The sequence below is a fragment of the Diaphorobacter sp. LI3 genome (genome assembly GCF_022807955.1).
GTDB classification, from domain to species: Bacteria; Pseudomonadota; Gammaproteobacteria; order Burkholderiales; family Burkholderiaceae_C; genus Diaphorobacter; species Diaphorobacter nitroreducens.
On sequence record NZ_CP094346.1, the window covers coordinates 2,051,064 to 2,073,134 of the forward strand.

Sequence of the window (22,071 nt, forward strand, 5' to 3'; positions counted from 1 at the left end):
GGGGCGCAAAGGGGCGCTCACAGCAGATGAATGCTTGGAAGGGGGCTGGCATGCACCGGGGTGTGCAGCCGCCCCTCCAGTACTTGCGGTGTGCCCCTTAGTGGGCCAGCGGGATGGCCTTCCAGCCGCTGTGGCTGAAGTACTTGCCGTAGGCATTGGAGGCCTGGGCCACCTTGACCACGCCCTCGGCGCGCTTGTCCTCGCCGTGCTTGCCTTGCGCGGCCTCGGCACCGGCCATCAGGTCGGCCACGATGATGTGCAGCTGTGCATCGGCGGCGGGCGGCAGCTTGCAGTTCTCCACCATGTAGGCGACCTGCTGGTTGACGGTGTTGGCGAAGGCGTCGTAATCGGCCGGCGTGGCCTTGCCCGAGTGAGCGGTGGGCAGGATCTGCGTGACCGATCCGCGCACGGCCGTCATGGCCTTGCGTAGCGGCGCGTCGGTTTCCCACTTCTTGCCGGCGTTGAGCTGCAGTTGGTGGGTTTCGGCACTGCCGCCATGGTTGTGTGCGTCGGCGGCGTAAACGGCCAGCGGGGATGCCAGGGCGGCGGACAGCAGCAGTGCGGTGAAGGTGTTCATGAGAATGCTCCGTTGAAAAGTTGAACCATCAAGGCAGCCGCTCAAGGGAATGTGTGGCTGCCTTGCCTACTTCAACGAAGGGGGTGCCTCAATGTTCCATCTCATTTATACCTTTTTCCTTCTCTCATCTCGGCGTTCACTTGCGGTGCAGCATTTCCTCCTCGGTGGCTTCTTCTGCATAGCGGGTCAGCAGCAATTGCAGCAGCCGCGTGCGCTGGGCGTCGTCCAGCATGGCGCGCTCGGCCAAGAGTTGGTCAATCACGCGCTGTTGCTGCGTGGCCTGCAGGCGGGCGATGGCGGCCTGCTCGGCGTCAATGGCGGTGCGCTCTGGTGCATCAGCAAAGATGTGGCGCACCAGGGCTTCGCGGTGGCGGCGTATGTCACTCCAGTTGGACGACAGGTCATGGAGGAAGGGGGCTTCCATTCCTTCCCAGCGCGCGCGCTGTTCGGGGGTGAGCTTCAGGTAGTCGGGCAGGTGGACCACGGGGGGCGCGCCGCCCTCGGGCACCGAGTCCGGCGCAGGGCGCAGCACCAGTGCCGCAACCACGCCCAGGTTGAGCGCCAGCGAGATCGCCAGCAGGGTGCGAATCCAGGCAGGGTTTTTCATGGCAGGGTTCTCGGCAAACGGCAGATTTCGGCGGCGGCGCACAGCCCGCCTGGTGGCACAGGGTCGAACACGCGCGCCATGGCAGGGCTGGCAGCCGGAAGGGCCGCGCCCGTGCCCAGCAGCAGCCCCCCCAGCCAGACGCCGGACACCAGCGCGGCCCCCGCGGCGAGGCCCGTGGGCATCCAGCCCAGCAGGCTCCAGCCGGTGCGCCGGGACCGGGTGGGGCGTTGCGCCAGGGCCTGCGCCAGGCGGTCCTGCAGTTGCGCCGCCAGGTCGAAGCCCAGCGCGGGCGAGGGCAGGGCCAGCAATTGCTGGCGCTGTGCCTGCAATGCGGCAAGGTGCTGGCTGCACAGGGGGCAGGCGTGCAGGTGCTGCTGCAGCGCGACCTGCGCATGCGCGGGCAGCGCATGGTCGATCAAAGCGGAGAGGTCTTCGGTGCGAGGGCAGTTCATGGCGGCTCCTTGCGTTCAGCGTGGCATGAGTTGCAGCAGCCCGGCGCGTGCGCGGGCAATGCGGGATTTGACGGTGCCCAGGCTGATGCCCAGCACCTCGGCGATGTCCTCGTAGGCCATGTCTTCGATGTCGCGCAGCAGCAGGATCTCGCGGTGCTCCACCGAGAGCCGCTGCAGCGCGCCTTCCAGCGCTTCGATGCGCTGGCGGGCCTGCAGTGCAGCCTCGGGCGTGGGCGTGGCCGCCGGCACCTGCTCGGACAGGGTCTCGTCCAGTTCCACGAACGCGACACGCTGCGCGCGGCGCAACAGGTCCAACGCCTGGTTGCGCGCAATGCGAAACAGCCAGGTGGACAGTTGTGCGTCCGGCCGCCAGCGGGGCAGTGCCTGGTAGGCGTTCAAGAAAGTCTCCTGGGCGAGTTCGCGCGCATCCTCCTGCGAGCGCGTCATGCGGAACAAAAAACGGTAGATGCGGTCCTGGTAGCGGGCCACCAGTTCGGAGAACGCCGCGACCTCGCCGCGCTGGGCGCGGGCGATGCAGTCGCTCTCTTCAAGGTGGCTCAGGGGGCGCATTGCCTCTTTCAACGCAGGGCCGCAGCAAAAGTTCCATGAAACCGTCGACACGGGGCGGGGCCGGGAACAGCCGCTTACCGGGGCGGGCGCAAACTCCGCAATAATGCGCCGCATTCACAGCACAAGAAGGAAGGGAACCCTCATGCGAGCCATTCGCTTTGCCACGGCCTCCGCCGCCGCCATGATTGCCGGACTGTTTGCACCGGGCGCGTGGGCTACTTGCTACGTGATCTATGGCGCAGACCAGCAGGTCATCTACCGCTCGCAGACCCCCCCTGTGGACCTGTCGCGCAACCTGCACGAAACCCTGCCCCAGGTCGCGCCCGGCGGCACGCTGGTGTTTTCCTTGAACAACTATGGCTGCGAGGTGGAAGTCAACCGCCTGCCTTCCAATGTGGCTGCGGTCCGCAAGGATGCCGCTGCAGGCGCCCCCACCGCGCCCCGTGCGCCGCGCGCCAGCCGCAGCTGAAAGCCGCCCGCGCGGCGGCAGGGGTGGGCCGGCCTGAGACAATCGGGGCATGAGCGACCCCACAGAATTCAGCCCACCACCGCCCACCTCCACGGATCTTCCCCCCGGCTGGCTCGAAGTCACCGCCATGGACATGGACGCCCAAGGCGTCGCGCGCAAGCCCGATGGCAAGGTGGTGTTCATCGACGGCGCACTGCCCACCGAGCTGGTCAGCGCCAACACCCACCGCAAGAAGAACAACTGGGAGCAGGCCAGCCTCACGGAAGTCCACCGCCAGTCCAGCCAGCGCGTACAGCCCGGCTGCCCGCACTTCGGCCTGCACGCGGGCGCCTGCGGCGGCTGCAAGATGCAGCATCTGCACGTGGCGGCACAGGTGGCCGTGAAACAGCGCGTGCTGGAAGACAACCTCTGGCACCTGGGGAAAGTGAAGGCCGAGACCATCCTGCGCCCCATTGAAGGCCCTGCCTGGGGCTACCGCTACCGCGCGCGCCTGTCCGTGCGCTACGTGCCCAAGAAGGACAAGGTGCTCGTGGGCTTTCACGAGCGCAAGAGCCGCTACATCGCCGACATGGAGACCTGCAAGATCCTGCCGCCGCATGTGGACGCCATGCTGATGCCGCTGCGCGCCCTGATCGGCAGCATGGCCGCACGCGACACCTGCCCGCAGATCGAGCTGGCCTGCGGTGATACGGTCACGGCGCTGGTGCTGCGCCACCTGGAGCCGCTGTCCCCGGAGGACAAAGACAAGTTGCGCGCCTTTGCCGCCGTGCATGGCGTGCAATGGTGGCTGCAACCCAAGGGGCCGGACACGGTGCATCTGCTGGACGAGGGCAGCGAGCCGCTTGCCTATGGGCTGCCCGACTTCGGCATCACCATGCCTTTCAAACCCACCGACTTCACGCAGGTCAACCCGCACATCAACCGCGTGCTGGTCACACGCGCGCTGCGCCTGCTGGACGCGCGCAAGGACGAGCGCGTGATCGACTGGTTCTGCGGCCTGGGCAACTTCACGCTGCCCATCGCCACCCAGGCGCGCGAGGTGCTGGGCATCGAGGGCAGTGAGGCGCTGGTGGCGCGTTCGCGCGAGAATTACCAGTCAAATCAGGCCCAAAGGCAGGATGGATCTGCGCTGGCAGCTACCAGCTTTGTAGCGCGCAACCTGTTCGAGATGACGCCTGAGATGCTCATTGCCGATGGCGCCGCCGACAAATGGCTGGTGGACCCGCCGCGCGAGGGGGCGTTCGCATTGTCCAAGGCGCTGGCGGACATCCACCAGGCGCGCATCGGTGCCGAAGGCGCGCCGCCGCTGCCCGCTGGGCATGAAGGCTGGCAGCCCCCCCAGCGCATCGTCTACGTGAGCTGCAACCCGGCCACGCTGGCGCGGGACGCGGGCCTGCTGGTGCACCAGGCGGGCTACCGCTGCGTGGCTGCGGGGGTGGTCAACATGTTTCCGCACACGGCCCATGTGGAGAGCATGGCAGTGTTCGAGCGGGGCTGATCCCCGCGGTGGCTCAAGACGTTTTGGCCAGGGGCGCTTGTCTAGCAAGCGCCAGCAGCTATCGTTTGGATAGCATCAGCTGCGGTTGCGGGAGGTGCGGCCCTCGGTCTGCAGGTCCGCCTCTTCGTCGCTTGCGCGGCGACTGGCGGGCTTTTTCTCCAACTGCGTGAGCACCGAGGCCGTGCCCTCGATCTTGTTCTCGCGCATGTACAGATCCATGTCTTTCCAGCCCGCGAACACCTGGGCCTTGGGGGCCTTGGGGTTCAGCGTGAAGCAGTCTTCCAGCCCGCGCAGCGCATGCCGGCAGGCGCCACCGATGGCCTTGGCCTCGGCCTCACGCTGGGCCACGCGCGGGTCCGGCCCCATGCCGGGAATCTCACAACCCGCCAGCGGCAGCAGTGCGGCAGCGATCAGGGCGGCGCGAGCGCCGGCGGCAAGGAGGGGGTGGTGGCGAGGCAGCATGTACAGGGGTTATCGGCAGGCGTGCCGTCAAGTTGAGGCTGTCAGCCAAGGGCGGACGTGAAAAAGGCCCCGGAAATCGGGGCCTTGCGACGCATGTGCGGTGGGAAGGCCGTTCAGTCGCGCTCGCCGCCCATGATGCCCAGCAGGGCCAGCAGGCTCTGGAACACATTGAAGATGTCCAGGTACAGCGCCAGTGTGGCGCTGATGTAGTTGGTCTCGCCGCCGTCCAGGATCTGCTTCAGGTCGTACAGCATGTAGGCGCTGAAGATGCCGATCGCTGCCACCGAGATGGCCATCATGCCCGCCGACGAGCCGACGAACACGTTGATGATGGCGCCCACCATGAGCACCAGCGCGCCCACGAACAGCCACTTGCCCATGCCCGACAGGTCGCGCTTGATGACGCTGGCCAGGCTGGCCATGACGAAGAACACGCCCGCCGTGCCGGCGAAGGCCGTCATGATGAGGTCGGTGCCGTTCTTGAAGCCCAGCACCATGCCGATCAGGCGCGACAGCATCAGGCCCATGAAGAAGGTGAATGCCAGCAGCACCGGCACGCCCGCGGCCGAGCGCTTGGTTTTCTCGATAGCGAACATGAAGCCGAAGGCGCCGCCGAGGAACACGATCAGCCCCAGGCCGCCGCGCAGCGACTGCGTGATGCCCGTGGCCACGCCGATCCAGGCGCCCAGCACGGTGGGCAGCAGGCTGAGCGCCAGCAGCCAGTACGTGTTGCGCAGTACGCGGTGGCGCTGCTCCTGCGAGATGCCATAGCCCGCGGAGCTGACACTGGTGATTTCTGGGTTCATCTGGTTTCTCTCCTGATTGGCCTGCACAGCGCAGACCCGAATGATTCTAGGTGGTGGCTTTTGGCGCCGAATGCAATACCCGCGCACCATCCCGTACTTTATGGGTTGCATTCTTTTGCCCTGCGGCGGGGCACTGGGCGGGCCCGCTGGCACTATGCTTTTCGTTTTCCGTTGTGCGCCTTGCCGGCTGACCAGGCGCATCCACCCACCTCCTGCAGGACTGCCTCATGAAGACCAAACCCGAACTTGAACTCTCCGACGTCAAGCTGATCGCCGCCGCCGCCGAGGCCGAGGCCCTGAAGAACCAGTGGGCCGTGACCATCGCCATCGTGGACGACGGCGGACATCTGCTGTGGCTGCAGCGCCTGGACGGGGCCGCAGCGGTGTCCGCGCACATCGCGCCGGCCAAGGCCCACACGGCCGCCTTGGGCCGCCGCGAGAGCAAGGGCTATGAAGACGTGATCAACGGCGGCCGCACGGCCTTCCTGAGCGCGCCTGCGCTGCAGGGCATGCTGGAAGGCGGCGTACCCATCATGAAGAACGGCCAGTGCCTGGGCGCCGTGGGCGTGAGCGGCGTGAAGTCCCATGAGGACGCGCAGATTGCGCGCGCGGGGATTGCGGCGATCGGGCTGTAAGCGCTCATCGGGAGCGATTACTATTGTTTTGATAGCTGCTAGCGCTTGTTGGAAGGGCGCTGGAGGCCAAAAACATATTGGGTTCCAACAGAAAAACCGGCGCGTGGGCCGGTTTTTTCATTTCACCATGACGCCAGCACCGAACTTCGCTGGACTACGCCAAAGCCCGATACAGCAGGTTTATCAAGGACTTAGGCGAGTTCAACATATGCCGGTGCTTTCCGAAACCTGACCCGGCTTCCCTTCTGCTGGCCCCTATGAGGCTCCTGGGAATCGGGTCTTTCCGAGGAGTCGTCATGGCAAAAATCAAACTCACCAAGTCCGCTATCGATGCGGCACAACCCCAAGTACTGGCCATCGAACTCAGGGACACGCTGGTCCCAGGCTTCCTGTGCAAGGTTACCCCAGCCGGGCGCAAGGTGTTCATGCTCCAGTACCGCACGAACGCCGGCGAGCGCCGCAAGCCCGCCCTGGGCTTGTACGGCGAACTGACCGTCGAGCAGGCCCGCTCGCTGGCCCAGGAGTGGCTGGCTGAGGTCCGCCGAGGCGGCGACCCCAGTGCGGCCAAGGCCGCAGCCCGCGCTGCCCCCACGGTCAAGGAACTGTGCGAGAAGTTCATGGAGGAGTACTCCGCCCAGCGCAACAAGCCCAGCACCCAGCGAGGCTACCAGGGCGTCGTGGACCGCTGCATCGTCCCGATGCTGGGTCGTATGAAAGTGCAGGACGTCAAGCGACCGGACGTGGCCGGAGCGATGAAGAAGATGGCGTACAAGCCGGCCGAGGCGAATCGTGCCTTCAGCGTCATGCGCAAGATGTTCAACATGGCCGAGGTCTGGGGCTACCGGCCGGACGGTACCAACCCGTGCCGACACGTCCCCATGTACCCCAACGGCAAGGCGACGCACCTCATCAGCGACGAGGACATGGGGCGGATCTTCCGCCATCTGTGCGCATTCCACTGATGGCGGACAGTGATTCCATTCCCATCGCGGACAGCGTTCCAGGCGATGGCGGACACGTTGCGCGGGTGTCCTGAGTGACGCTCAAATCGTAGCCGAAGTGTCCGCCATCAGCGTGGAATGGCGGTCGGCGCGGCCGGCTCAGACGGCCTTGGTGAGCTTGCGCATCGACTCGCCCTTGAGGGCTATCTTGTGCGAGCCGTGCACGATGCGGTCCAGGATGGCGTCGGCCAGCGTGGGCTCGTCCAGCCAGGCGTGCCAGGCCGTCACCGGCAACTGGCTGGTGATGAGCGTCGAGCGCGTGCCCACCCGGTCGTCCAGCAATTCCAGCAGGTCGTTTCGCTCGTGCGCGGCAATCGGCGCGATGCCGAAGTCGTCCAGGATGAGCAGGTCCAGCCGCGCCAGTTGCGCCAGCCGTTTGCCCAGGCTGCCATCGCCGTGGGCCACGTGCAGCTCCTGCAGCAGCCGTGGCGCGCGGGTGTAGAGCACCGAGAAGCCCAGGCGCGCGGCCTGCTGCCCCAGTGCGCAGGCGAGCCACGTCTTGCCGCACCCGGTGGCGCCGGTGAGCAGCACGTTGTGGCCATGGCGCAGCCAGTCCCCGCCGGCCAGGCTGGTGATGACCTCTCGGCTCAGGCCCCGGCTGGCGCGCCAGTCGATGTCCTCCAGGCAGGCACTGGAGACCTTCAGGCGGGCCGCCTTCAACAGGCGCTCCAGGCGCTTGCTGTCACGCCAGTCCACCTCGCGCTGCACCAGCAGCGCCAGGCGTTGTTCAAAGGGCAGCTCGCTGGCCGTGATGTGGGTGGCCGCGTCGCTGAGGGCGGCCACCATGCCGTCCAGGCGCAGGGCGCGCAGTTGGTTCAAGGTCTGTTCGTTGAGCATGGTTCTTCCTTGTTAGGTTTGCTTGCACGTTGGAGTTCAGTGGTAGTAGCCCGGCCCGCGCACGTTCTCGTGCAGCGGCAGGCTCGCCTGTGCGGCCATCGGCGCATCCAGCGGCCGCTGGTCCAGGCCGCAGCCCAGGATGGAGGCGATGCTCTTGTAGGACGGTGAGCGAATCGACTGCGCCCGCGCACAGGCGGCCTCCAGCCGGTCAGCCCCGTACTCACGGCCCAGGCGCATGAGGCCCAGACAGGAGCGGTAACCCTGCTCGGGATGCTGGCGGTGCTCCATCTGCCAGCGCACCACGGCGGCGGTGGCCGCGCCCACGCGCTCACCCCAGGCGATGAGCTTGGCCGGCGTCCACTGCAGGTGCGCCCGGTGCGAGGCCGGCATGTGCTCGGGCGTGGTGGTGTGTGCACCCCGTCGGGGATTGAGGGCGTGGGCGGCCACGCGTTTGCTGCCGTGCAGGACTTCGAGCGTGCCGGCCGTGATGCGCAACTCCACCGGCTCACCCACCAGGGCGTGGGGCACCGAGTAGTAGTGGCCATCGAGCTCAACGTGGTAATCGATGTTGACGCGGGCGGGTTTGAAGCGCGCGATGGGCATGCGCACCGGCGGCAGGGGGCGCAGGGCTGGCCGGTCGAGTTCGGCGAAGGCGCTAGTGCGGTTGCCCGGCAGCTTCTTGAACGCGCGCTGGTTCAAGTCCACCAGCAAGGCGGCAATCGCCCGGTTGAGCTCGGCCAGGCTGAAGAAGGTCTGGTGGCGCAGCCTGGCCAGAATCCAGCGCTCGACCACCTGCACAGCGACCTCCACCTTGGGTTTGTCGCGTGGCTTGGCCGGGCGCGCGGGCATCACGGCCAGGCTGTAGTGCGCACAGAGCTCTTCGAGCAGGCGGTGCGCGGTGGGCTCGTAACGGTCGGGTCGGGCCATGAGGGCGCGCGGCTGGTCAGGCACCAGCAGGCGGGGCACGCCGCCGATGAACTCCAGCGCGCTAATGATGCTGGCCACCCAGTCGGTGGTCTTCTGGCTGGCGGTGGCGCAGGCGTAGGTGTAGTTCGATGCGCCCAGCACGGCCACGAAGACCTGGGCCTGGCGTATCTCGCCAGTGTCGGCATCCACCACGGGAACGGTCTGGCCGGCGTAGTCCACAAAGAGCTTGTCACCGCCCGTGTGGGTCTGGCGCATGGAGCGCTGCAGGCGCCGGGCCCAGGCCTTGTACTTCTCGCAGAAGGCGCTGTACTTGTACGCCTGCCCGCTGTGCTGTTGCTGGTATTCCTCCCAAAGCAACTGCAGCGTCACGCCAGGTCGGCGCAGTTCGCGGTGGATGTGGGCGTGGTCGGGTTCAAGGTGCCGGGACTCGCGCGCCACGGGTGGCTTGTAGAGCCGGGCCTGGAGTTCGTCGTCGTTCAGGCTCTGGGCCAGTGCCCAGTCCACGCCGGCCACGCGCGCGTAGCTGGCTATCTCGCTGACAGTGGATTTGGAGATGCCGAGGGCGGCACCGATTTGACGGGTGCTCAAGGCCCCGCGGTGCAGCAGTTGCAGTGTGTGTCGTAGTTTGCTCATGGTGACCCTGGGTGTGGGCATCGCTGGTTCCGGTCAAAAAACCGGGCAGCGTATGCCGCGTTCGGGTCACTCAGAACACCCCGCAGGTGTCCGCCATCAGTTTGGAATGCTGTCCGCCTTCAGCGTGGAACACTGTCCGCCATCACGCTGGAACACTGTCCGCCATCAGCATGGAATCGTGTCCGCCATCGCGTGGAATACGCAGCCATCTGGACACGTTGGAGGCCGAAGGGCTGGAGCACTACGTCATTCCCTTGGCGATCCGCCTGCAGTTCGAGTTCGCCGGCCGGCGCGGCGAAATCGTCACGCTGGAATGGGCCTGGGTCGATCTGCAGAATCGGCGCGTGGTTTGGCCCGATAGCAAGACGGGTGGCATGTCGAAGCCTATGAGCGAAGAAGCCTACCGGCTGCTCTCGACCGCGCCGAGGCAGGACGGCTTTCCCTACGTGCTGCCGTCGCCCAACCATCCCGGCCGGCACCTGACCACGGGCGAGTACTACAACGGCTGGAGCCGCGCCCTCAAAGCCGCTGGAGCGGCGCACGTGGGCACGCACGGTATCCGCCACCGCTCGGCCACGGACATCGCCAACTCGGGCATTCCGGTCAAGGTCGGCATGGCGCTGACGGCGCACAAGACAGTGGCGATGTTCATGCGCTACGTTCACACGGAGGACGATCCGGTGCGCCGGGCCGCCGACGTGGTAGCCAATCGGCGCAAGACAGTCATCGCCGGACGCCAAGCCGTCGGTGAGAATGGCGGGGCAGCCTGATTTGTTTTGTGGTTGCGGATCTGTTGACCTTATCGTTCAACGAAGATCTGAACTCAGGATAAGTTCGAGTACCACGCCGTTGTGGTTCTTCGAATTCGCCTCATCGGCCACGCGAACAAGCAACTCGTTCTTGCGAACCGTGAGATCGGGCTTGAGGATGAACTGCGGGGACTGCGTGAGCACAGTCAAACTGTTCTGCAGCTTAGCATGCGCAGGCTGACCATTTAGGATCTATCCGCAAATTAAACTATGTTCCTGAGTCGCCCGTGATGCGGCGCAGGAGATGTAGATGGCCAAGGTGCATGCCAATTCGTGGGAAGTGACGGACGAGTTCTGGAGCCGGGTGGAGCCGCTGGTGCCGCAGCCTGCGCGCGATCCTGACAAGCAGTACAAGCGCGCAGCCGGAGCGGGCCGCCCGAGCAAACCGCCACGGCTGGTGTTCGAGGCCATCATGTATGTGCTGCGCACTGGCTGCCAATGGAAGGCATTGCCTGCTGAGCGCTTCGGCAGCGCCAGCGCGATCCATCAGAAGTTCATGCTGTGGTCCAAGGCCGGGTTCTTTGAGAACCTGTGGCGTGCAGGTCTTGCTGAGTACGATGATTTCGAAGGCGTTGCCTGGCGCTGGCAAAGCATTGATGGGGCCATGTTCAAGGCGCCACTGGCGCAAGAGGCTGTGGGGCGCAACCCGACGGATCGGGGGAAAAAAAGGCAGCAAGCGTCACCTGCTGGTGGACGGGCGTGGCGTCCCGTTGTCACTCGTCGTGACCGGGGCCAACGCGCACGACGTGACGCAACTTGAGGCCGTGCTGGCGTCCTGCATGATCAAGCGCCCCACACCCAAGCAGCGACGCAGCAAGCACCTATGCGCTGATGCCGGCTACCGGGGAAAGAACGCCATGAAGATCATCCTGGCCCACGGCTATATCCCGCATGTAGTGGGCCGCAAGAGCGAGGCAGAGCGCAAGAAACGCAATCCGCAGAAGAAGGCGCGCCGCTGGGTAGTGGAGGCATGCCATGGGTGGTTCAACAGATTCCGCAAGCTGCTCGTGCGCTACGAAAAGCTGGAGCACACGTTTCTCGCGCTTAACCATCTGGCCGCTGCCATCATCACCTTGCGAAAGATCAGTCTACCTGTCAATATTATTTACGGATAAATCCTTAGGCTTTCCTGTATCTTGGCCGATGCCCACTTCTTGAATTCATCCGACAGGATGACGGTCGGCGACTTGTCGTCGGATTGTTCCGAGTAGGAAAGGATGGCAGAGAAGAAACTGTCGTCGCCCGTCGCCGCTTCGTGGGCGGTCGATCCGACCTTCCATTTCAGCGTCGCGTGCAAAGCGAAGGCCGGTGGCGGATCGATCTGCGTGCCGACGCGGCCAAGTTCACGGAGCACTTCTTCTTTGACCTCCTGCGCGTAGAGCTCGTTCATCTGCGCCAAGCGCTTGAAGTTCCCGCCCATGATGTCGCGCACGGAGAGCATCAGGCTCTGGTTCTTGTGCCACGTAATCAGCGCGGGCGCCCCCTGTCCATCGACCGTCAACAAATGACGCAACCCTTGAGAGTGCTTGCCGTACAGTTTCTCTCGCGCCTGGACCTTGACGTCGCTCATGTCCTGAGCGGTCCCCTCCACGCACAGCACCATTTTCGAAGGCGAGCAACGCGCCAGATCACACGCCGGCGTCAGGACCAGCAGGTACCTGGCGGGTTCATGCAACTGCTGGTTGACCGTTGCGAGCGACCTGAGGCTCTGCACTCTGTCGCGCTCGACGCGCCGCTGAGCGAATGCGCTCTTGGCAGACAACGCCGCCCGCATAGGCGATGTGTGCTTCGCCTGACTGCCGCTGCGCGCCACTGCCCGGTCCGCGCCAAGCAAGGGGTTGCGCGACGGCCGCCTGCGATAGGGCTTGGTGACCAGCACCTCACCGAAATGCAGGGGTTCTCCGGGTGGGTGTCCCGGTCCGAACACCACCTCAGAGAAGAGATCAAACAGCACCTTGCCCTGTTTGATCTGGCCCGTGAAACCAATGGCGCCCGCGTCAATGGCCGTGTTCTTAATTTTGGTCGAACTGATGCGGCGAATCTTGGCGGCGATGGATTCTGAGGACAACCAGGTCAGGTAGGCCGCGATCGACTCGCCCTCGTTCACCAGCCGCGCGAGGTCGAACAGCCGCAAGTCGTGGATCTCCAGGTCGTCGCACTGCGCCTTGAACTCCTTGGCGGCGTCGTGCGTGGCGGCAACCAGTTCACGCGCCACGTTTTCCAGTGACTTGTTGCCCAGGTAGGAGGAGCTCTTGGACCTGATCTTTTCGATGACCCAGGCGGTCTCCACATCGCTCTTCGCCATCACCTCGAAGAACGCCGTACGAGACCCGACGATCTGACGTACTTGTTGCTGCGTTTCGATGGCTGCCCTGGACGACATGATGAAGAGGAGCTTTGCGCCACCCAGATCCGTCTTGTGATTGCGAATCCTCTGCAGTGCGTCGGAAACGCCCTCGTTGTCGTTCAGGAAGAAATCGATGAACGCCACATCGGCTTGGGCCACGGCTGCGGTTGCATCCTCCATGCGCCAGTACTTCTTCACTGCTTGGGCGCCAACAAAGGTGGCGAGCGCCGCGCACACCGCTAAGGGCTTCTGGGCTTTACCCGTCCAGTCCAGCGCGAACGTCTTGAACAACAGCTCCAAGCCGGCGTTCGCCAGGGTGTTGTCGTTGTAGTGAGTCCACAGAGCAGTGATGTGGTCGGGATGACTGATGAGTTCGCCGAGCAAATCATCCAGATCATTGAGCCCCGTGGCGGCGAAGGTCGCCAGCAACGCGGCCTGGGCATTCGCATCGGCGCTCACGAAGTCGATCCATGCGTTCTTGTCGTCTGAGTGCAGCGAGCCTTCGCCGGGCGGTCCGAGGGCGTCGTCCACCACGACCGCTGTTGAAATTCCCCACATCTGTTTTTTGCTCCCCGCTGCTATGGCTGTTCTTTATTGAAATTCAGGACAAAGGTCCGATGCATCCCATCATCGTCGGCGGGGCCAAGGTACAGGCGTGCGCCGTTTTCCGTGGCCAGGCGCCTGGCGATGTACAGGCCCAGGCCCCGACCCTCGCGCGGTGGCTTGGTCGTCACGAACTGATCGAAGACCGCCTCGCTGCGCTCGGCGGGGATACCGGGGCCGTTGTCGGTGAAATGCAGGGTGCGTGCGCCTGCATCCAGCTCAATCGAAATCTGACCTTCGACCGATGCATCGAATCGATTCATCAACCAGTAGAAGGAGTTGCTGAACAGGTTGTCGAGGATCTGAAGAAACTGGCCACGCTCCAGGGTCTCAACGAACTTCGCCTTCGATCGCGACTTCACGGAAATCTTGATGTTGTGGCGCACACTCTTGGCTTCGTGGAACTCGCACAGCAGCTCCACCAACTCCAAGAGGTTGGACTCCTTGCGAATCTGACGGCCAGGAATGCTGAGTTCGTCGAGGATGCGCACGCGTTTTTCGAGCGTCTTCAGTTGGGCCTCGACCACCTGCGGAGAAAACTTCCCCGAGGCGACGGCGCGCAGCGAGTCCTGGGTCACCCGCGAGAGTTCATGCGCGATGAATTCCAGCATCAGGCCGACACCCGCCAGGTGAACGAAGCTCTCGATGGTCTCCTCAAACCCGGCGATGCGCAGCTTGGCCCTTTCCCAGGCCTCGCTTACCTCCTCCAGGTGGTGCATCACCTTGCCGATGTTGGCGCTCTCGTCGGGCAGCCGGCCCTGCATGCTCTTAAGGCTGGAGACGGCAATGTCGCGCGACGTGCTCAAGCGCTCCTGGACTTCCTCCACGACCTCGGCAATGGGCGGCTCGACTTCGCGCTCGACCTGCTCCAGGAAAGGTCGGCAAAACCCGAGGATGACGTAGCGAAGCAGCCGAATCAGCGCCTCTCGGTCATAGGAGTCCCGGAAGCCCTCGCGATTCGTCTGGTCCAGCAGGGAGGGGTTGCCAATGGAGGAGATTTCCAACCGCCCCACCATCTGCGCGCGGTTGAGTTTGTAGGCGCTCGCGGCCAAGGCCTTGCGGTCCAGGTCAAGCCAATCGTCTGAACGCTCGCCGTAGGGGTACACCCGGTACCCGTCGCGGTAAACAAGAAAGCCACCCCCCCATTGCGCGAGGAAATCGCGGATCGAGTCGTTCCACAGCTCGGGCGTCTTGCGCATGATGCGCCCGCGGTTGAACCAGTAGAACTTCAACTCCCACGGGCCGACATGCTTCAAGGCGCGCGCGACGATCTCGGCATCCAGCAGCAGCGAGCGCTTTTTCTTCTTGCCCGGTTCCTCTCGGACGCAGGCCCTGAGATGCTCCTCGCTCAGGTGGTCCGTTCGCTCTCTGGCGAAGGTCTTGTAGTCGACGTGCAGCGCCAATTGGGGTTCGTTGGATTCGTCGTAGCTGAACTTGGCCGAGCAGATCGCGTCGGCGGCGCGCAGCGGCTCCCGGTCGAGAATCGGCACACTGATGTCGAGATCCTGGAACTTGACCACCATGAACTTGTTCGCGCGCAGCCGCGCAAACGGATCCGCCAGCTTGGCCAGGTCCGCTGCAGCGATCCGGCGCACCTTGCTTTCAGACCAGTCGCTTTGCAGATCGCGGATGTAGATCGACGTCCCCTGGTGCGCCACATCCTTGACTTCGCAGGCCTCCGTCTCGACGGGAAAGTCCAAGGCTGATGCATCGAGCGTCGGGTCACTGAACGCGGGTCGCCAGTCGAGGTCAAGCAGGCTCCAGAAATCTGCCTCCTTCGTCTTGGTCTTCACCCGGACGAAGTGCCCCAGTCGCATGGCGGAGAGTCGGCCAATGCCTTTCTCGCCCAATGGCAGGCCCGTTTCCGCCTTCGGATTCTGCAGTCGGGAGACTTCGGAGGTGGCGTTGGCGATGGCCGCGTTCTTCTCCAGCAGCCGCGTGGGCGTGCCGACGGTGAGATAACTCTCCTCCAGGCTCTGCGGCGACATGCCGCAGCCGCCATCTCTCACGAGCAGATAGTTTCCCCGCAAATAGGCGCGGTCCAGTGCCTCGAGGGCCGCCTGCGGCGTGGCCGGCTCCCCATACGCGTCGGTGAATCGCTTACGCGTGGCGGAACTAGCTTGATCCTCCAGCTGCTGTAGCACCATCGCGTGGAATTCGGCGCTGTCGAACGTCGCGGCAGCCGACCGGCGCGTGCGCGCTTCCCGGACGTGCTGCAGCAACAGGGTGCGCAGCTGCGTGTAGGCCGAATGCTGCATCGCGATGCGAATTCGGATCTCGACTTCCTTGGAGCCAGCGTCCAGCGCGTTCTTGATGAGTTCGTACAGAGCCACGGCGTCGGAGCTGATCAGCTCCGCGCCCAGCTCTAAGAGGACTCGCGCTTTGAACTTGAATGACATGCAGGTGGGTCCCTTGAGGGGGAATCAATGACGTGGTGGTGGCTGTGCAGAAAGGATGGAGCGAGGCCTGCAGATCACAGCTGACAGACCAGGCACCCCTGTTCATCGTCATCGTCCGGTTCTTCGACCTGATCCGCGGCTGCAAACACTTCCAGTAGGGTCGCGTTTTCCTTGCGAGCCTTCAACCGGTCGATTCGGATGACATGCTCCCGCTTGATTTGCTCCATCCGGACAGGCTTCTCCAGTTCCTCCAGGCTCTCGCCCTGGCTCCAGGTGAAGAAGTTGCCAGTGGGCTCGAATGGCTTTTCATAGGCTTTGGCCTTGTCATAGAGATCGGGATGGGTCTCCTTGAGGCGCACCCACTCGATCTTCTGCTGGTAAAAGCAGAAATAACAGCCTGACCTAGTCCGTCCCCATTTCGTATACGGCGGCATGCCGACACCAGATGTCTTGAGAATGTCCTCGATGTCGCGAAGAATCAATCCGTCTTCTTTGAATGGGTAGACGGCCTTGATGTTCGGCTTGTGGCTGATGTATCCGCTGCGTTCTTCGTCGGCGCGCAGGCCGACGTAGTTGATGACTTCGTCGTCGCCGCAATGCTGCTCGAAGGGCTTGAGCTTCAGTGCGCGCGTGCACCAGCGTCGATGGTTGGAGGGAATCATCCCGCCGTACATCTCGTACCAGTGATCGAATCCGACGTCCGCATTCAGTCGAATCACCTCCTTGCCCAAATAACTGGAAATACGCTCCAGGTACTCGTACGTCTCCGGCAACTCTTTGCGCGTGTCGCTGAAGATGTACTCCATGGTCGGAACCCGATCACGCATGTACAGCGCCAGCGCAGCGCTGTCTTTGCCACCAGACAAACTCAGGATGTGCCTAAGGCAACGCTGAACAAGCCGTCGTAATTTGCTATGCGGCACTGAACGACGCAGTTTTTCGGATGTTTTGGCCCCTCGCACCGCCCATTTGGGCAGTTCGCGGGGCCTTCAGGCCCGATTCCCGCCCTTACGGGCGCACCTGTCCCAACAGATGACTGCGGCACAGGTAAATGTTGGCCAGCGCCAGGGCCGTGAATGCGCGCGTGGCGTTCTTCTGCAGCCCGCGATAGCGCACCTTGCTGAACCCCCATAGCCGCTTGACCACGGCAAAGACATGTTCGACCCGAGCACGCACCCGCGACTTGTTGCGGTTCTTGGCCCGCTGCACTTCGTCCACCTCGCCAGCGCAGCGCGTGCGCTGGTTGGTGAAGTCCTTGGCCCTGGGCGCCTTGCTCGCGATCAGTGCCTTCTGGCTGGCATAGGCCGAGTCGCCATAGACCCGTTGCTCATTGCCGTGCAGCAAATCAGGCAGTGGATGCTTGTCATGCACGTTTGCCGCTGTGACCACCGCGCTATGGCTCAGCCCCGTTTGACTGTCCACACCGATGTGCAGCTTCATGCCGAAGTACCACTGCTGGCCCTTGCGGGTCTGGTGCATCTCGGGGTCTCTTGCCTTGTTAGCGTTCTTGGTCGAGCTGGGCGCACCGATGATGGTGGCGTCCACGATGGTTCCGGTATTGACCTTGATGCCGCGTGCCTGCAGCTCCTTGCCAACGCGTGCAAACAGGGCTTCGCTCAACCTGTTGTCGTTGAGCAGCCGACGGAACCTGAGCATCGTGGTCGCGTCGGGCACGGGTTCACAGCCCAAGTCAATGCCGACGAAGCGACGCAGACTGGCACTGTCGTAGAGGGCTTCCTCACACGCCAGGTCGGCGAGATTGAACCAATGCTGGATGAAGTGGATGCGCAGCATGCGCTCCAGGCCAATGGGAGGGCGCCCATTGCCGGCCTTGGGGTAGTGCGGTGCGATTTCTTCGCACAGCGCCGCCCAGGGCACCAGCGAATCCATAGTCTTGAGGAATTCGTCGCGCCGCGTAGGCTTACGGTGTTGTTCAAAGCCCAACTGCGCGTCGGCTGCCATAGCAAGGGTCTGCTGCTTCATGGCCCAGTAATTTACCCAGGCTGGAGCAGCAGCGGAGACTTTTTCAGCATTGCCCTAACTCGCTTTTCGGTTGCCATGGGAACTCTCCTCTTCCGAAACAGGTGTGACTGGGGCTTGCAGTTCGAGCAGCGCTTGTGCAAGAGCCGACGCGGCAAGTTGCGCATTGCCTTTGGTCTCTTTCGTGATCAACGCCATGACGCTGCGTGCCACCGCGGTGGATTCGTCTGAGGTTGCCACGAACAAAGATGATTCCTGACCGCCTGGCATCGTCAGCGTGAGGCCGACGAAACGCTCAGAGGCTCGGGGTGCCAGCCCGCGCTCGGTGACCATGCGCATCCACCGCTTGTAGCGGCCGCACGATTCGGTGAGCTCTTGCGCAAACTTTCCGATGGTCTCGTCGGCCCATGCGTCGAGCGGTCTTTGGACCACCAGGCTGCCGATGGAGTCCAGCCACTTCTCATCCGTGAGCGACAGGTCAGTGCATCGCAGGATGAAGCTTTTGAGCTTGATGTCTGCAAGATCCGAAGCGGTGCCTGCACATTCCGCCTGGAGCTGGTTTCGCACACGGTTCAACGGGCCTGCGATGGCAAAGGCTTGGCTGATCTCGGCAGACATGGCTTCTTGCAACCGGCGGTGCGCCATACCCAGATCGGAAAGCGTACTCGTCAGCCATTCGCCAAATGACACCTTCACGTTGGCCTGTGCGTAGGTCTCCGGTAGGCTTGAAGTAAGCAGCTTGATCGGGTCCTGCGCCTTCTTCAACACCGACCTCACGAGGCTGGCATCCTTGCCGACGCGCGTGGTCTGCAAGCTGAACTCCGGAAGTCGCGCGTACCAGCGGTACAGGCTTCGTGCCAGCTCCAGATAGGTCAGCTCACCGCCTACCGCACACCCGATCGCAGCAAAGGCGGTCTGGTACTCAAGCAGCAGCTTCTTGCTGTCTGTCCCACTGGCGAGTTCACGCAATTCGAACGCCTGCGGATTCTTGTACATCCGCTGCAGGTGCTCATTCGTCAACTCAAGAATCAGCGTTCCTCGTTCGAAGATCGCGCACTGACTGCGGTGGATCATCAAATACAGGACGATCCAGATGCCTGCGGGGCCTGCCCTGACGCCCAATGGCGGCGCTGCAAGTGCCGCCAGCACGCCCGCAAAGGTTGGGGCATTGGAAGACCGGAGTTCTTGTGAGATCGCGGCCCAGACCTTGGAAATGTCGATGGCCGCGTCCGCTGTGGGCTCAGCCAGGCTCCAGTGACCACTCTTTTCGCGCCAGATTCCGGTCTGCCGAAGCAGGGTGTTGTGAATGAGCCGCTCTGGGGGGAATTCGCTGGGCCCGCACAATTGGGCCGCGGTGTCGCCACCGAGGATGAATTCGAACATACGCTGGCGCGCCAGCACAATGGCCGAGGGCGGCTTTTCCTTGTTGATGAGTTCGTTGACGATCCTCGGCGTTTCGCTGTACACGGAATCGAACAGCCAGGATGCGAGCTGACTGGCGTTCATGTTCCGGCTGTTGGCGATGAGCTGGCCGCTGTACCAATACTCCGGCCCGGGATTTCCTGGGACAGGCATCAGTTGGCGCAGAACCAGCAGACTGACCTTCTCAGAAACGTCGTGCAAACGGCCGGCGACGTACTGGCTGGTCCAAGGATCCAGGCGCTTGCTGGTAACCTCCCGCTGCACCGCCAGCCAGATGGAGTATTCGGCCAACGCAGCACGACTCTCCGGAGTGAGCGACAAACTTCCGCAGATGCTGAAAGCATCGGCTTCTTCTTTCAGCCGTCGAAGCGTCAGGGCTTCGTCGTTTGAACCTTCCATGACCAGAACCAATTTGATCCAGCCATCTGGGCGAGCCTCATCGGATTTGAACACTGGCGGTTTGGGCCAGTGGGCGGGAGAGCCGACAAGAACACCGACGGTCCGGATCGTGCCGGATTGGTCGTAATGCTTGTTTGCCACGATGAGCCGCTGCGAGAGGGCGTGCGACACGCCGGTGATGACCAATTCGTCTTCGCCGCTTCTTGCTGCTTTCTCGTAGACAGCCTCGATGTTGACGGCCTCCGACACGGCGAAGGCGTACTCCGCCTTGTTCCGCCGACGTACGAGCAATCCTTGCTCCACGAGGCCATCGCAGTGCTTGGATACCGAGGCTTTGGTGGCGTTGCCGAGCGCAAAAGCGACTGTCTCGGCCGTGACCGGGACGCCCAGACCCGCCGAAACCAGTTCAAGCACGGCGATGCTCTTGAGCACTCTCAAGGCTTCGACGTCAAAGGTCTGCCGTTCCATCGACGCCAACGCGAAGGCCCAGCGACGCTCAGCGCTCAGATCCCTGAAGCGCAGTCCATTGCCACTGGCGAGATAGTCGAACACCTCGGGCAGTCGGTACCAGACAGCAGGATCGACTTCATGGCGATCAGCGAAGTCACGCAACCCGAGTGGCTCGTTTCCGCGCAGGAACGCGTGGAATGAGCGTTCGCTTTGACCGTATCGTTTGGCGACCACCGCAAGCGCTGCGATGCTGAAAGGATGCAGGGGGTACAGCGCTTCTGCCCGTTCGAACAGCGCCTGGTCTGTTGCCGTCAACGATCGCAGGACACCCAGTTTCTTTGCCGATGCATACAGCGCCTGCGCTTCACGGACCACTTCGCGGTTTGAGTGAATTGCAGCTTTGGCGCCGATGGCGTGAGCCGCGAAATGTGCGTAACGTTCGACGGGTTCGTCGAATGGGATTTCGTCGAACCGCGACGCCACCTTTTGCCACTCGTCGCCAAGCGCGCGGCCCACACCTGCGGCGTAGCTTGCGAAATGCTGGTGCAACATGGCGACGACAGCCAGCTTTGCGTCCGCCGGTTGGCATGCCTGTTCCGCGATCTGTTGCAGCGCGATCAGATCGCCCGTATCTGGATGCAAGGCCGCGTGCTCGACAAACTTGCCGACTTCGTCGATGAGCAGCAGGGCGCCATCGAACCCTTCTGCAACAATGGCCTGCGCAAAGTCGGCTGCCAGACTGCCGGCGACCGAGTTCACCGGCATGCCCTTGTAGGTCAGTGCCTCGGTGTCCAGCTGCTTCTTCAGCGCCGACACCGCTTTGCCTTTGCCCAGACGACCCAATGCCTCACCGATGGCGTGCGCAAGCGCAGCGCCAATGGACACGCGGGCCCCGACGATTGCCAACGGGAAACGGTTGGCCGTCTTGAACAGCGGAACGAGTTGAGGCGCGCTTTTGGTGATCGCCAGCGATGCTGCAGGATGTGATGCGCGACCGCTCAGGAGTTGGGCCAACATGACGCCCAGCGCAGACTTTCCGCTGCCATAAGGCCCCACGATCTTCCAGGCCCTCTGCGCATGCTTGTCGACCAATCCCTGGCCGATCTGTTTCAGTGCGCCCATGGCGGCAGGCGTCAACAAATAATTCTTGACGGCCGATTCGTCGTGCAGATCCCTGTCGAGCGCGATGGATCGCGTGTGACCACCGCCCAGCTCAATGCTTTGCAGAATGCGATTAGACATGCGCGTAGGCCTCCTCTGCCTGTCGCAGCTGGTACTGCGGGTCTAGTTTTTTCAAGTTCAACACGAGGCTCTGGGTGTCGGCTGTGTCGACGAATCGGAGCGCACCTTTCAGCGGTCCCGCGCAAAGGGCTTCGACGAACACCCGGAGCTGCTGTTCATCAAGACGGAACACGACCCCGGGGCTGTACGCCCCTTTGAGCAGGCGGATGAAATCGACCGAGAGTTCGGTCCGGCCTTCGGCGGCAATGAAGTCAATCAGCGCCATTGCGAACACACGCAACGAGAGCCCCATCGGCGCGCGCGGTTCACTGTTGAAGATGGTTCTACCGTCCTCGCCCTTGACTGCCCGCAGCAGTCCCAGGTCTTGCATCGGTGACCAGGACGTATCGTCACTGCCACGTTCTTCCTGATAGTAGGACTGGATGAAGATCGAAGAATGCTGCTCCAGCGTGCTGGCCGCCAGTGGGCGGGCGGCACCCTCGCCACGGCGACCCAGCGCCGCGATCAGTTGCTTGCGTTCGAACCGGATGAGTCTGCCTTCGCCGAAAACCTCGTTCCATGCCGCAAGACCTCCTCCGGTGCAAAGCTGCCAGTGAATGAGCCACAAGGATTCCAGCGACTCCAGATACGGGTCCCAGGCATCTTTGCCCCCGAACAGCTTGACCCCGACCAGCCCTGGCTCGTGACCACCGCCTTCGGCCGCCTTCAGAACGCCCGTGGCCTCGGCCCAGAACTGAAGTGACTTCACCATGTTCCGTCCGATGCCCAGCACATTCATTGCGCTTTCTTCGTTGCGCAGCAAAGTGCCTTCGGTCTTTACCGCGGCGTAGACCTTGGGCAACCAGCCGTAGCGGCACACAAAGGACTCATGTCCTGAAAATCGATCCACGTTGCTTCTCATAACGTCCCCCGCATTCCTTTGGTTTTGCCAACCTTATTCGTCTGG

General features: G+C 63.2%; 19 protein-coding genes and 2 pseudogenes. 6 read left to right on the forward strand and 15 right to left on the reverse strand.

What is annotated here, in order from left to right:
- Positions 1-97 precede the first annotated feature (97 nt).
- The 4 genes from MRB47_RS09530 to MRB47_RS09545 all read right to left on the reverse strand — a co-directional run bounded on the left by MRB47_RS09530 (position 98) and on the right by MRB47_RS09545 (position 2,206).
- The gene (locus MRB47_RS09530) at positions 98-577 is read right to left on the reverse strand and encodes a hypothetical protein (RefSeq protein ID WP_015913031.1); all 480 of its coding nucleotides are present in this window, start codon (positions 575-577) and stop codon (positions 98-100) included.
- Between the two features lie 136 nt (positions 578-713).
- Positions 714-1,184 (reverse strand): Spy/CpxP family protein refolding chaperone, encoded by a 471-nt coding sequence (locus MRB47_RS09535; protein ID WP_252102552.1) that lies wholly within the window; start codon positions 1,182-1,184, stop codon positions 714-716.
- Positions 1,181-1,636: an anti-sigma factor family protein gene (locus MRB47_RS09540; RefSeq protein ID WP_252102553.1), complete on the reverse strand. Its 456-nt coding sequence runs from the start codon at positions 1,634-1,636 to the stop codon at positions 1,181-1,183. The genes MRB47_RS09535 and MRB47_RS09540 overlap by 4 nt, the downstream gene beginning before the upstream one ends.
- A 15-nt stretch (positions 1,637-1,651) precedes the next feature.
- Positions 1,652-2,206 carry a sigma-70 family RNA polymerase sigma factor gene (locus tag MRB47_RS09545; RefSeq protein WP_252102554.1) on the reverse strand — a complete coding sequence of 185 codons (555 nt, stop codon included), beginning with the start codon at positions 2,204-2,206 and terminating at the stop codon, positions 1,652-1,654.
- 142 nt (positions 2,207-2,348) lie between these two features.
- Here MRB47_RS09545 and MRB47_RS09550 point away from each other — a divergent pair, with 142 nt between their 5' ends.
- Positions 2,349-2,675, forward strand: a complete 327-nt coding sequence (locus MRB47_RS09550) for a hypothetical protein (protein ID WP_015913035.1) — start codon at positions 2,349-2,351, stop codon at positions 2,673-2,675.
- 49 nt (positions 2,676-2,724) lie between these two features.
- On the forward strand, positions 2,725-4,173 hold the full coding sequence (gene rlmD / locus MRB47_RS09555; RefSeq protein WP_252102555.1) for a 23S rRNA (uracil(1939)-C(5))-methyltransferase RlmD: 1,449 nt from the start codon (positions 2,725-2,727) through the stop codon (positions 4,171-4,173).
- A 75-nt stretch (positions 4,174-4,248) separates the two neighbouring features.
- Here rlmD and MRB47_RS09560 read toward each other — a convergent pair whose 3' ends face one another.
- Complete coding sequence (locus tag MRB47_RS09560) at positions 4,249-4,635, reverse strand: hypothetical protein (protein WP_088886992.1); 387 nt, start codon at positions 4,633-4,635, stop codon at positions 4,249-4,251.
- Between the two features lie 113 nt (positions 4,636-4,748).
- The gene (locus tag MRB47_RS09565; RefSeq protein ID WP_252102556.1) at positions 4,749-5,441 is read right to left on the reverse strand and encodes a Bax inhibitor-1/YccA family protein; all 693 of its coding nucleotides are present in this window, start codon (positions 5,439-5,441) and stop codon (positions 4,749-4,751) included.
- Between the two features lie 227 nt (positions 5,442-5,668).
- On the opposite strand from MRB47_RS09565, the gene MRB47_RS09570 reads away from it, so the two are divergent.
- A complete protein-coding gene (locus tag MRB47_RS09570) occupies positions 5,669-6,076 on the forward strand; it encodes a GlcG/HbpS family heme-binding protein (protein WP_011805615.1) in 408 nt (135 codons plus the stop codon).
- 296 nt (positions 6,077-6,372) lie between these two features.
- Positions 6,373-7,023 (forward strand): annotated as a pseudogene (locus MRB47_RS09575) (integrase arm-type DNA-binding domain-containing protein); the annotation flags it as partial.
- 153 nt (positions 7,024-7,176) lie between these two features.
- Here MRB47_RS09575 and istB read toward each other — a convergent pair.
- The gene (gene istB / locus MRB47_RS09580) at positions 7,177-7,914 is read right to left on the reverse strand and encodes an IS21-like element helper ATPase IstB (protein ID WP_011805003.1); all 738 of its coding nucleotides are present in this window, start codon (positions 7,912-7,914) and stop codon (positions 7,177-7,179) included.
- Positions 7,915-7,950: 36 nt separating this feature from the next.
- On the reverse strand, positions 7,951-9,495 hold the full coding sequence (gene istA, locus MRB47_RS09585; RefSeq protein WP_252100662.1) for an IS21 family transposase: 1,545 nt from the start codon (positions 9,493-9,495) through the stop codon (positions 7,951-7,953).
- A gap of 188 nt (positions 9,496-9,683) precedes the next feature.
- On the opposite strand from istA, the pseudogene MRB47_RS09590 reads away from it, so the two are divergent.
- A pseudogene (locus MRB47_RS09590) lies at positions 9,684-10,244 on the forward strand (site-specific integrase); the annotation flags it as partial.
- A 36-nt stretch (positions 10,245-10,280) separates the two neighbouring features.
- Here the strand turns inward: MRB47_RS09590 and MRB47_RS09595 are convergent.
- On the reverse strand, positions 10,281-10,427 hold the full coding sequence (locus MRB47_RS09595) for a hypothetical protein (protein WP_252102557.1): 147 nt from the start codon (positions 10,425-10,427) through the stop codon (positions 10,281-10,283).
- A 106-nt stretch (positions 10,428-10,533) separates the two neighbouring features.
- On the opposite strand from MRB47_RS09595, the gene MRB47_RS09600 reads away from it, so the two are divergent.
- A protein-coding gene (locus tag MRB47_RS09600) for an IS5 family transposase (RefSeq protein WP_252100767.1) occupies positions 10,534-11,398 on the forward strand; the annotation gives its coding sequence in 2 pieces (ribosomal slippage) (positions 10,534-10,952 and positions 10,951-11,398; 867 coding nt in all).
- On the opposite strand, the gene MRB47_RS09605 is transcribed toward MRB47_RS09600, so the two are convergent.
- The 6 genes from MRB47_RS09605 to MRB47_RS09630 form a co-directional block, all read right to left on the reverse strand.
- Entirely contained in the window at positions 11,389-13,161 is a 1,773-nt protein-coding gene (locus tag MRB47_RS09605) for a hypothetical protein (protein ID WP_252102558.1), read from the reverse strand. The two genes, MRB47_RS09600 and MRB47_RS09605, sit on opposite strands and share 10 nt — an antisense overlap.
- A 47-nt stretch (positions 13,162-13,208) precedes the next feature.
- Positions 13,209-15,632, reverse strand: a complete 2,424-nt coding sequence (locus MRB47_RS09610) for an ATP-binding protein (RefSeq protein WP_252102559.1) — start codon at positions 15,630-15,632, stop codon at positions 13,209-13,211.
- Positions 15,633-15,706: 74 nt separating this feature from the next.
- Positions 15,707-16,555, reverse strand: coding sequence for a phosphoadenosine phosphosulfate reductase family protein (locus tag MRB47_RS09615; protein ID WP_411275743.1), 849 nt, complete (start codon positions 16,553-16,555; stop codon positions 15,707-15,709).
- A gap of 85 nt (positions 16,556-16,640) precedes the next feature.
- The gene (locus MRB47_RS09620; RefSeq protein WP_252100569.1) at positions 16,641-17,615 is read right to left on the reverse strand and encodes an IS5 family transposase; all 975 of its coding nucleotides are present in this window, start codon (positions 17,613-17,615) and stop codon (positions 16,641-16,643) included.
- A 54-nt stretch (positions 17,616-17,669) separates the two neighbouring features.
- On the reverse strand, positions 17,670-21,125 hold the full coding sequence (locus MRB47_RS09625) for a hypothetical protein (protein ID WP_252102561.1): 3,456 nt from the start codon (positions 21,123-21,125) through the stop codon (positions 17,670-17,672).
- Positions 21,118-22,026, reverse strand: a complete 909-nt coding sequence (locus MRB47_RS09630) for a DUF4007 family protein (RefSeq protein ID WP_252102562.1) — start codon at positions 22,024-22,026, stop codon at positions 21,118-21,120. Before MRB47_RS09630 ends, MRB47_RS09625 begins: the two co-directional genes overlap by 8 nt.
- Between the last annotated feature and the right edge of the window lie 45 nt (positions 22,027-22,071).

What these genes read in the sequence shown, in the direction of transcription:
- MRB47_RS09535 (WP_252102552.1), bottom strand. Translation starts at nt 1,184, where the DNA reads ATGAAAAACCCTGCCTGGATTCGCACCCTGCTGGCGATCTCGCTGGCG.
- MRB47_RS09570 (WP_011805615.1), top strand. Translation starts at nt 5,669, where the DNA reads ATGAAGACCAAACCCGAACTTGAACTCTCCGACGTCAAGCTGATCGCC.
- MRB47_RS09540 (WP_252102553.1), bottom strand. Translation starts at nt 1,636, where the DNA reads ATGAACTGCCCTCGCACCGAAGACCTCTCCGCTTTGATCGACCATGCG.
- MRB47_RS09530 (WP_015913031.1), bottom strand. Translation starts at nt 577, where the DNA reads ATGAACACCTTCACCGCACTGCTGCTGTCCGCCGCCCTGGCATCCCCG.
- MRB47_RS09620 (WP_252100569.1), bottom strand. Translation starts at nt 17,615, where the DNA reads ATGAAGCAGCAGACCCTTGCTATGGCAGCCGACGCGCAGTTGGGCTTT.
- MRB47_RS09610 (WP_252102559.1), bottom strand. Translation starts at nt 15,632, where the DNA reads ATGTCATTCAAGTTCAAAGCGCGAGTCCTCTTAGAGCTGGGCGCGGAG.
- rlmD (WP_252102555.1), top strand. Translation starts at nt 2,725, where the DNA reads ATGAGCGACCCCACAGAATTCAGCCCACCACCGCCCACCTCCACGGAT.
- istB (WP_011805003.1), bottom strand. Translation starts at nt 7,914, where the DNA reads ATGCTCAACGAACAGACCTTGAACCAACTGCGCGCCCTGCGCCTGGAC.
- MRB47_RS09630 (WP_252102562.1), bottom strand. Translation starts at nt 22,026, where the DNA reads ATGAGAAGCAACGTGGATCGATTTTCAGGACATGAGTCCTTTGTGTGC.
- MRB47_RS09565 (WP_252102556.1), bottom strand. Translation starts at nt 5,441, where the DNA reads ATGAACCCAGAAATCACCAGTGTCAGCTCCGCGGGCTATGGCATCTCG.
- MRB47_RS09560 (WP_088886992.1), bottom strand. Translation starts at nt 4,635, where the DNA reads ATGCTGCCTCGCCACCACCCCCTCCTTGCCGCCGGCGCTCGCGCCGCC.
- istA (WP_252100662.1), bottom strand. Translation starts at nt 9,495, where the DNA reads ATGCCCACACCCAGGGTCACCATGAGCAAACTACGACACACACTGCAA.
- MRB47_RS09625 (WP_252102561.1), bottom strand. Translation starts at nt 21,125, where the DNA reads ATGTCTAATCGCATTCTGCAAAGCATTGAGCTGGGCGGTGGTCACACG.
- MRB47_RS09545 (WP_252102554.1), bottom strand. Translation starts at nt 2,206, where the DNA reads ATGCGCCCCCTGAGCCACCTTGAAGAGAGCGACTGCATCGCCCGCGCC.
- MRB47_RS09550 (WP_015913035.1), top strand. Translation starts at nt 2,349, where the DNA reads ATGCGAGCCATTCGCTTTGCCACGGCCTCCGCCGCCGCCATGATTGCC.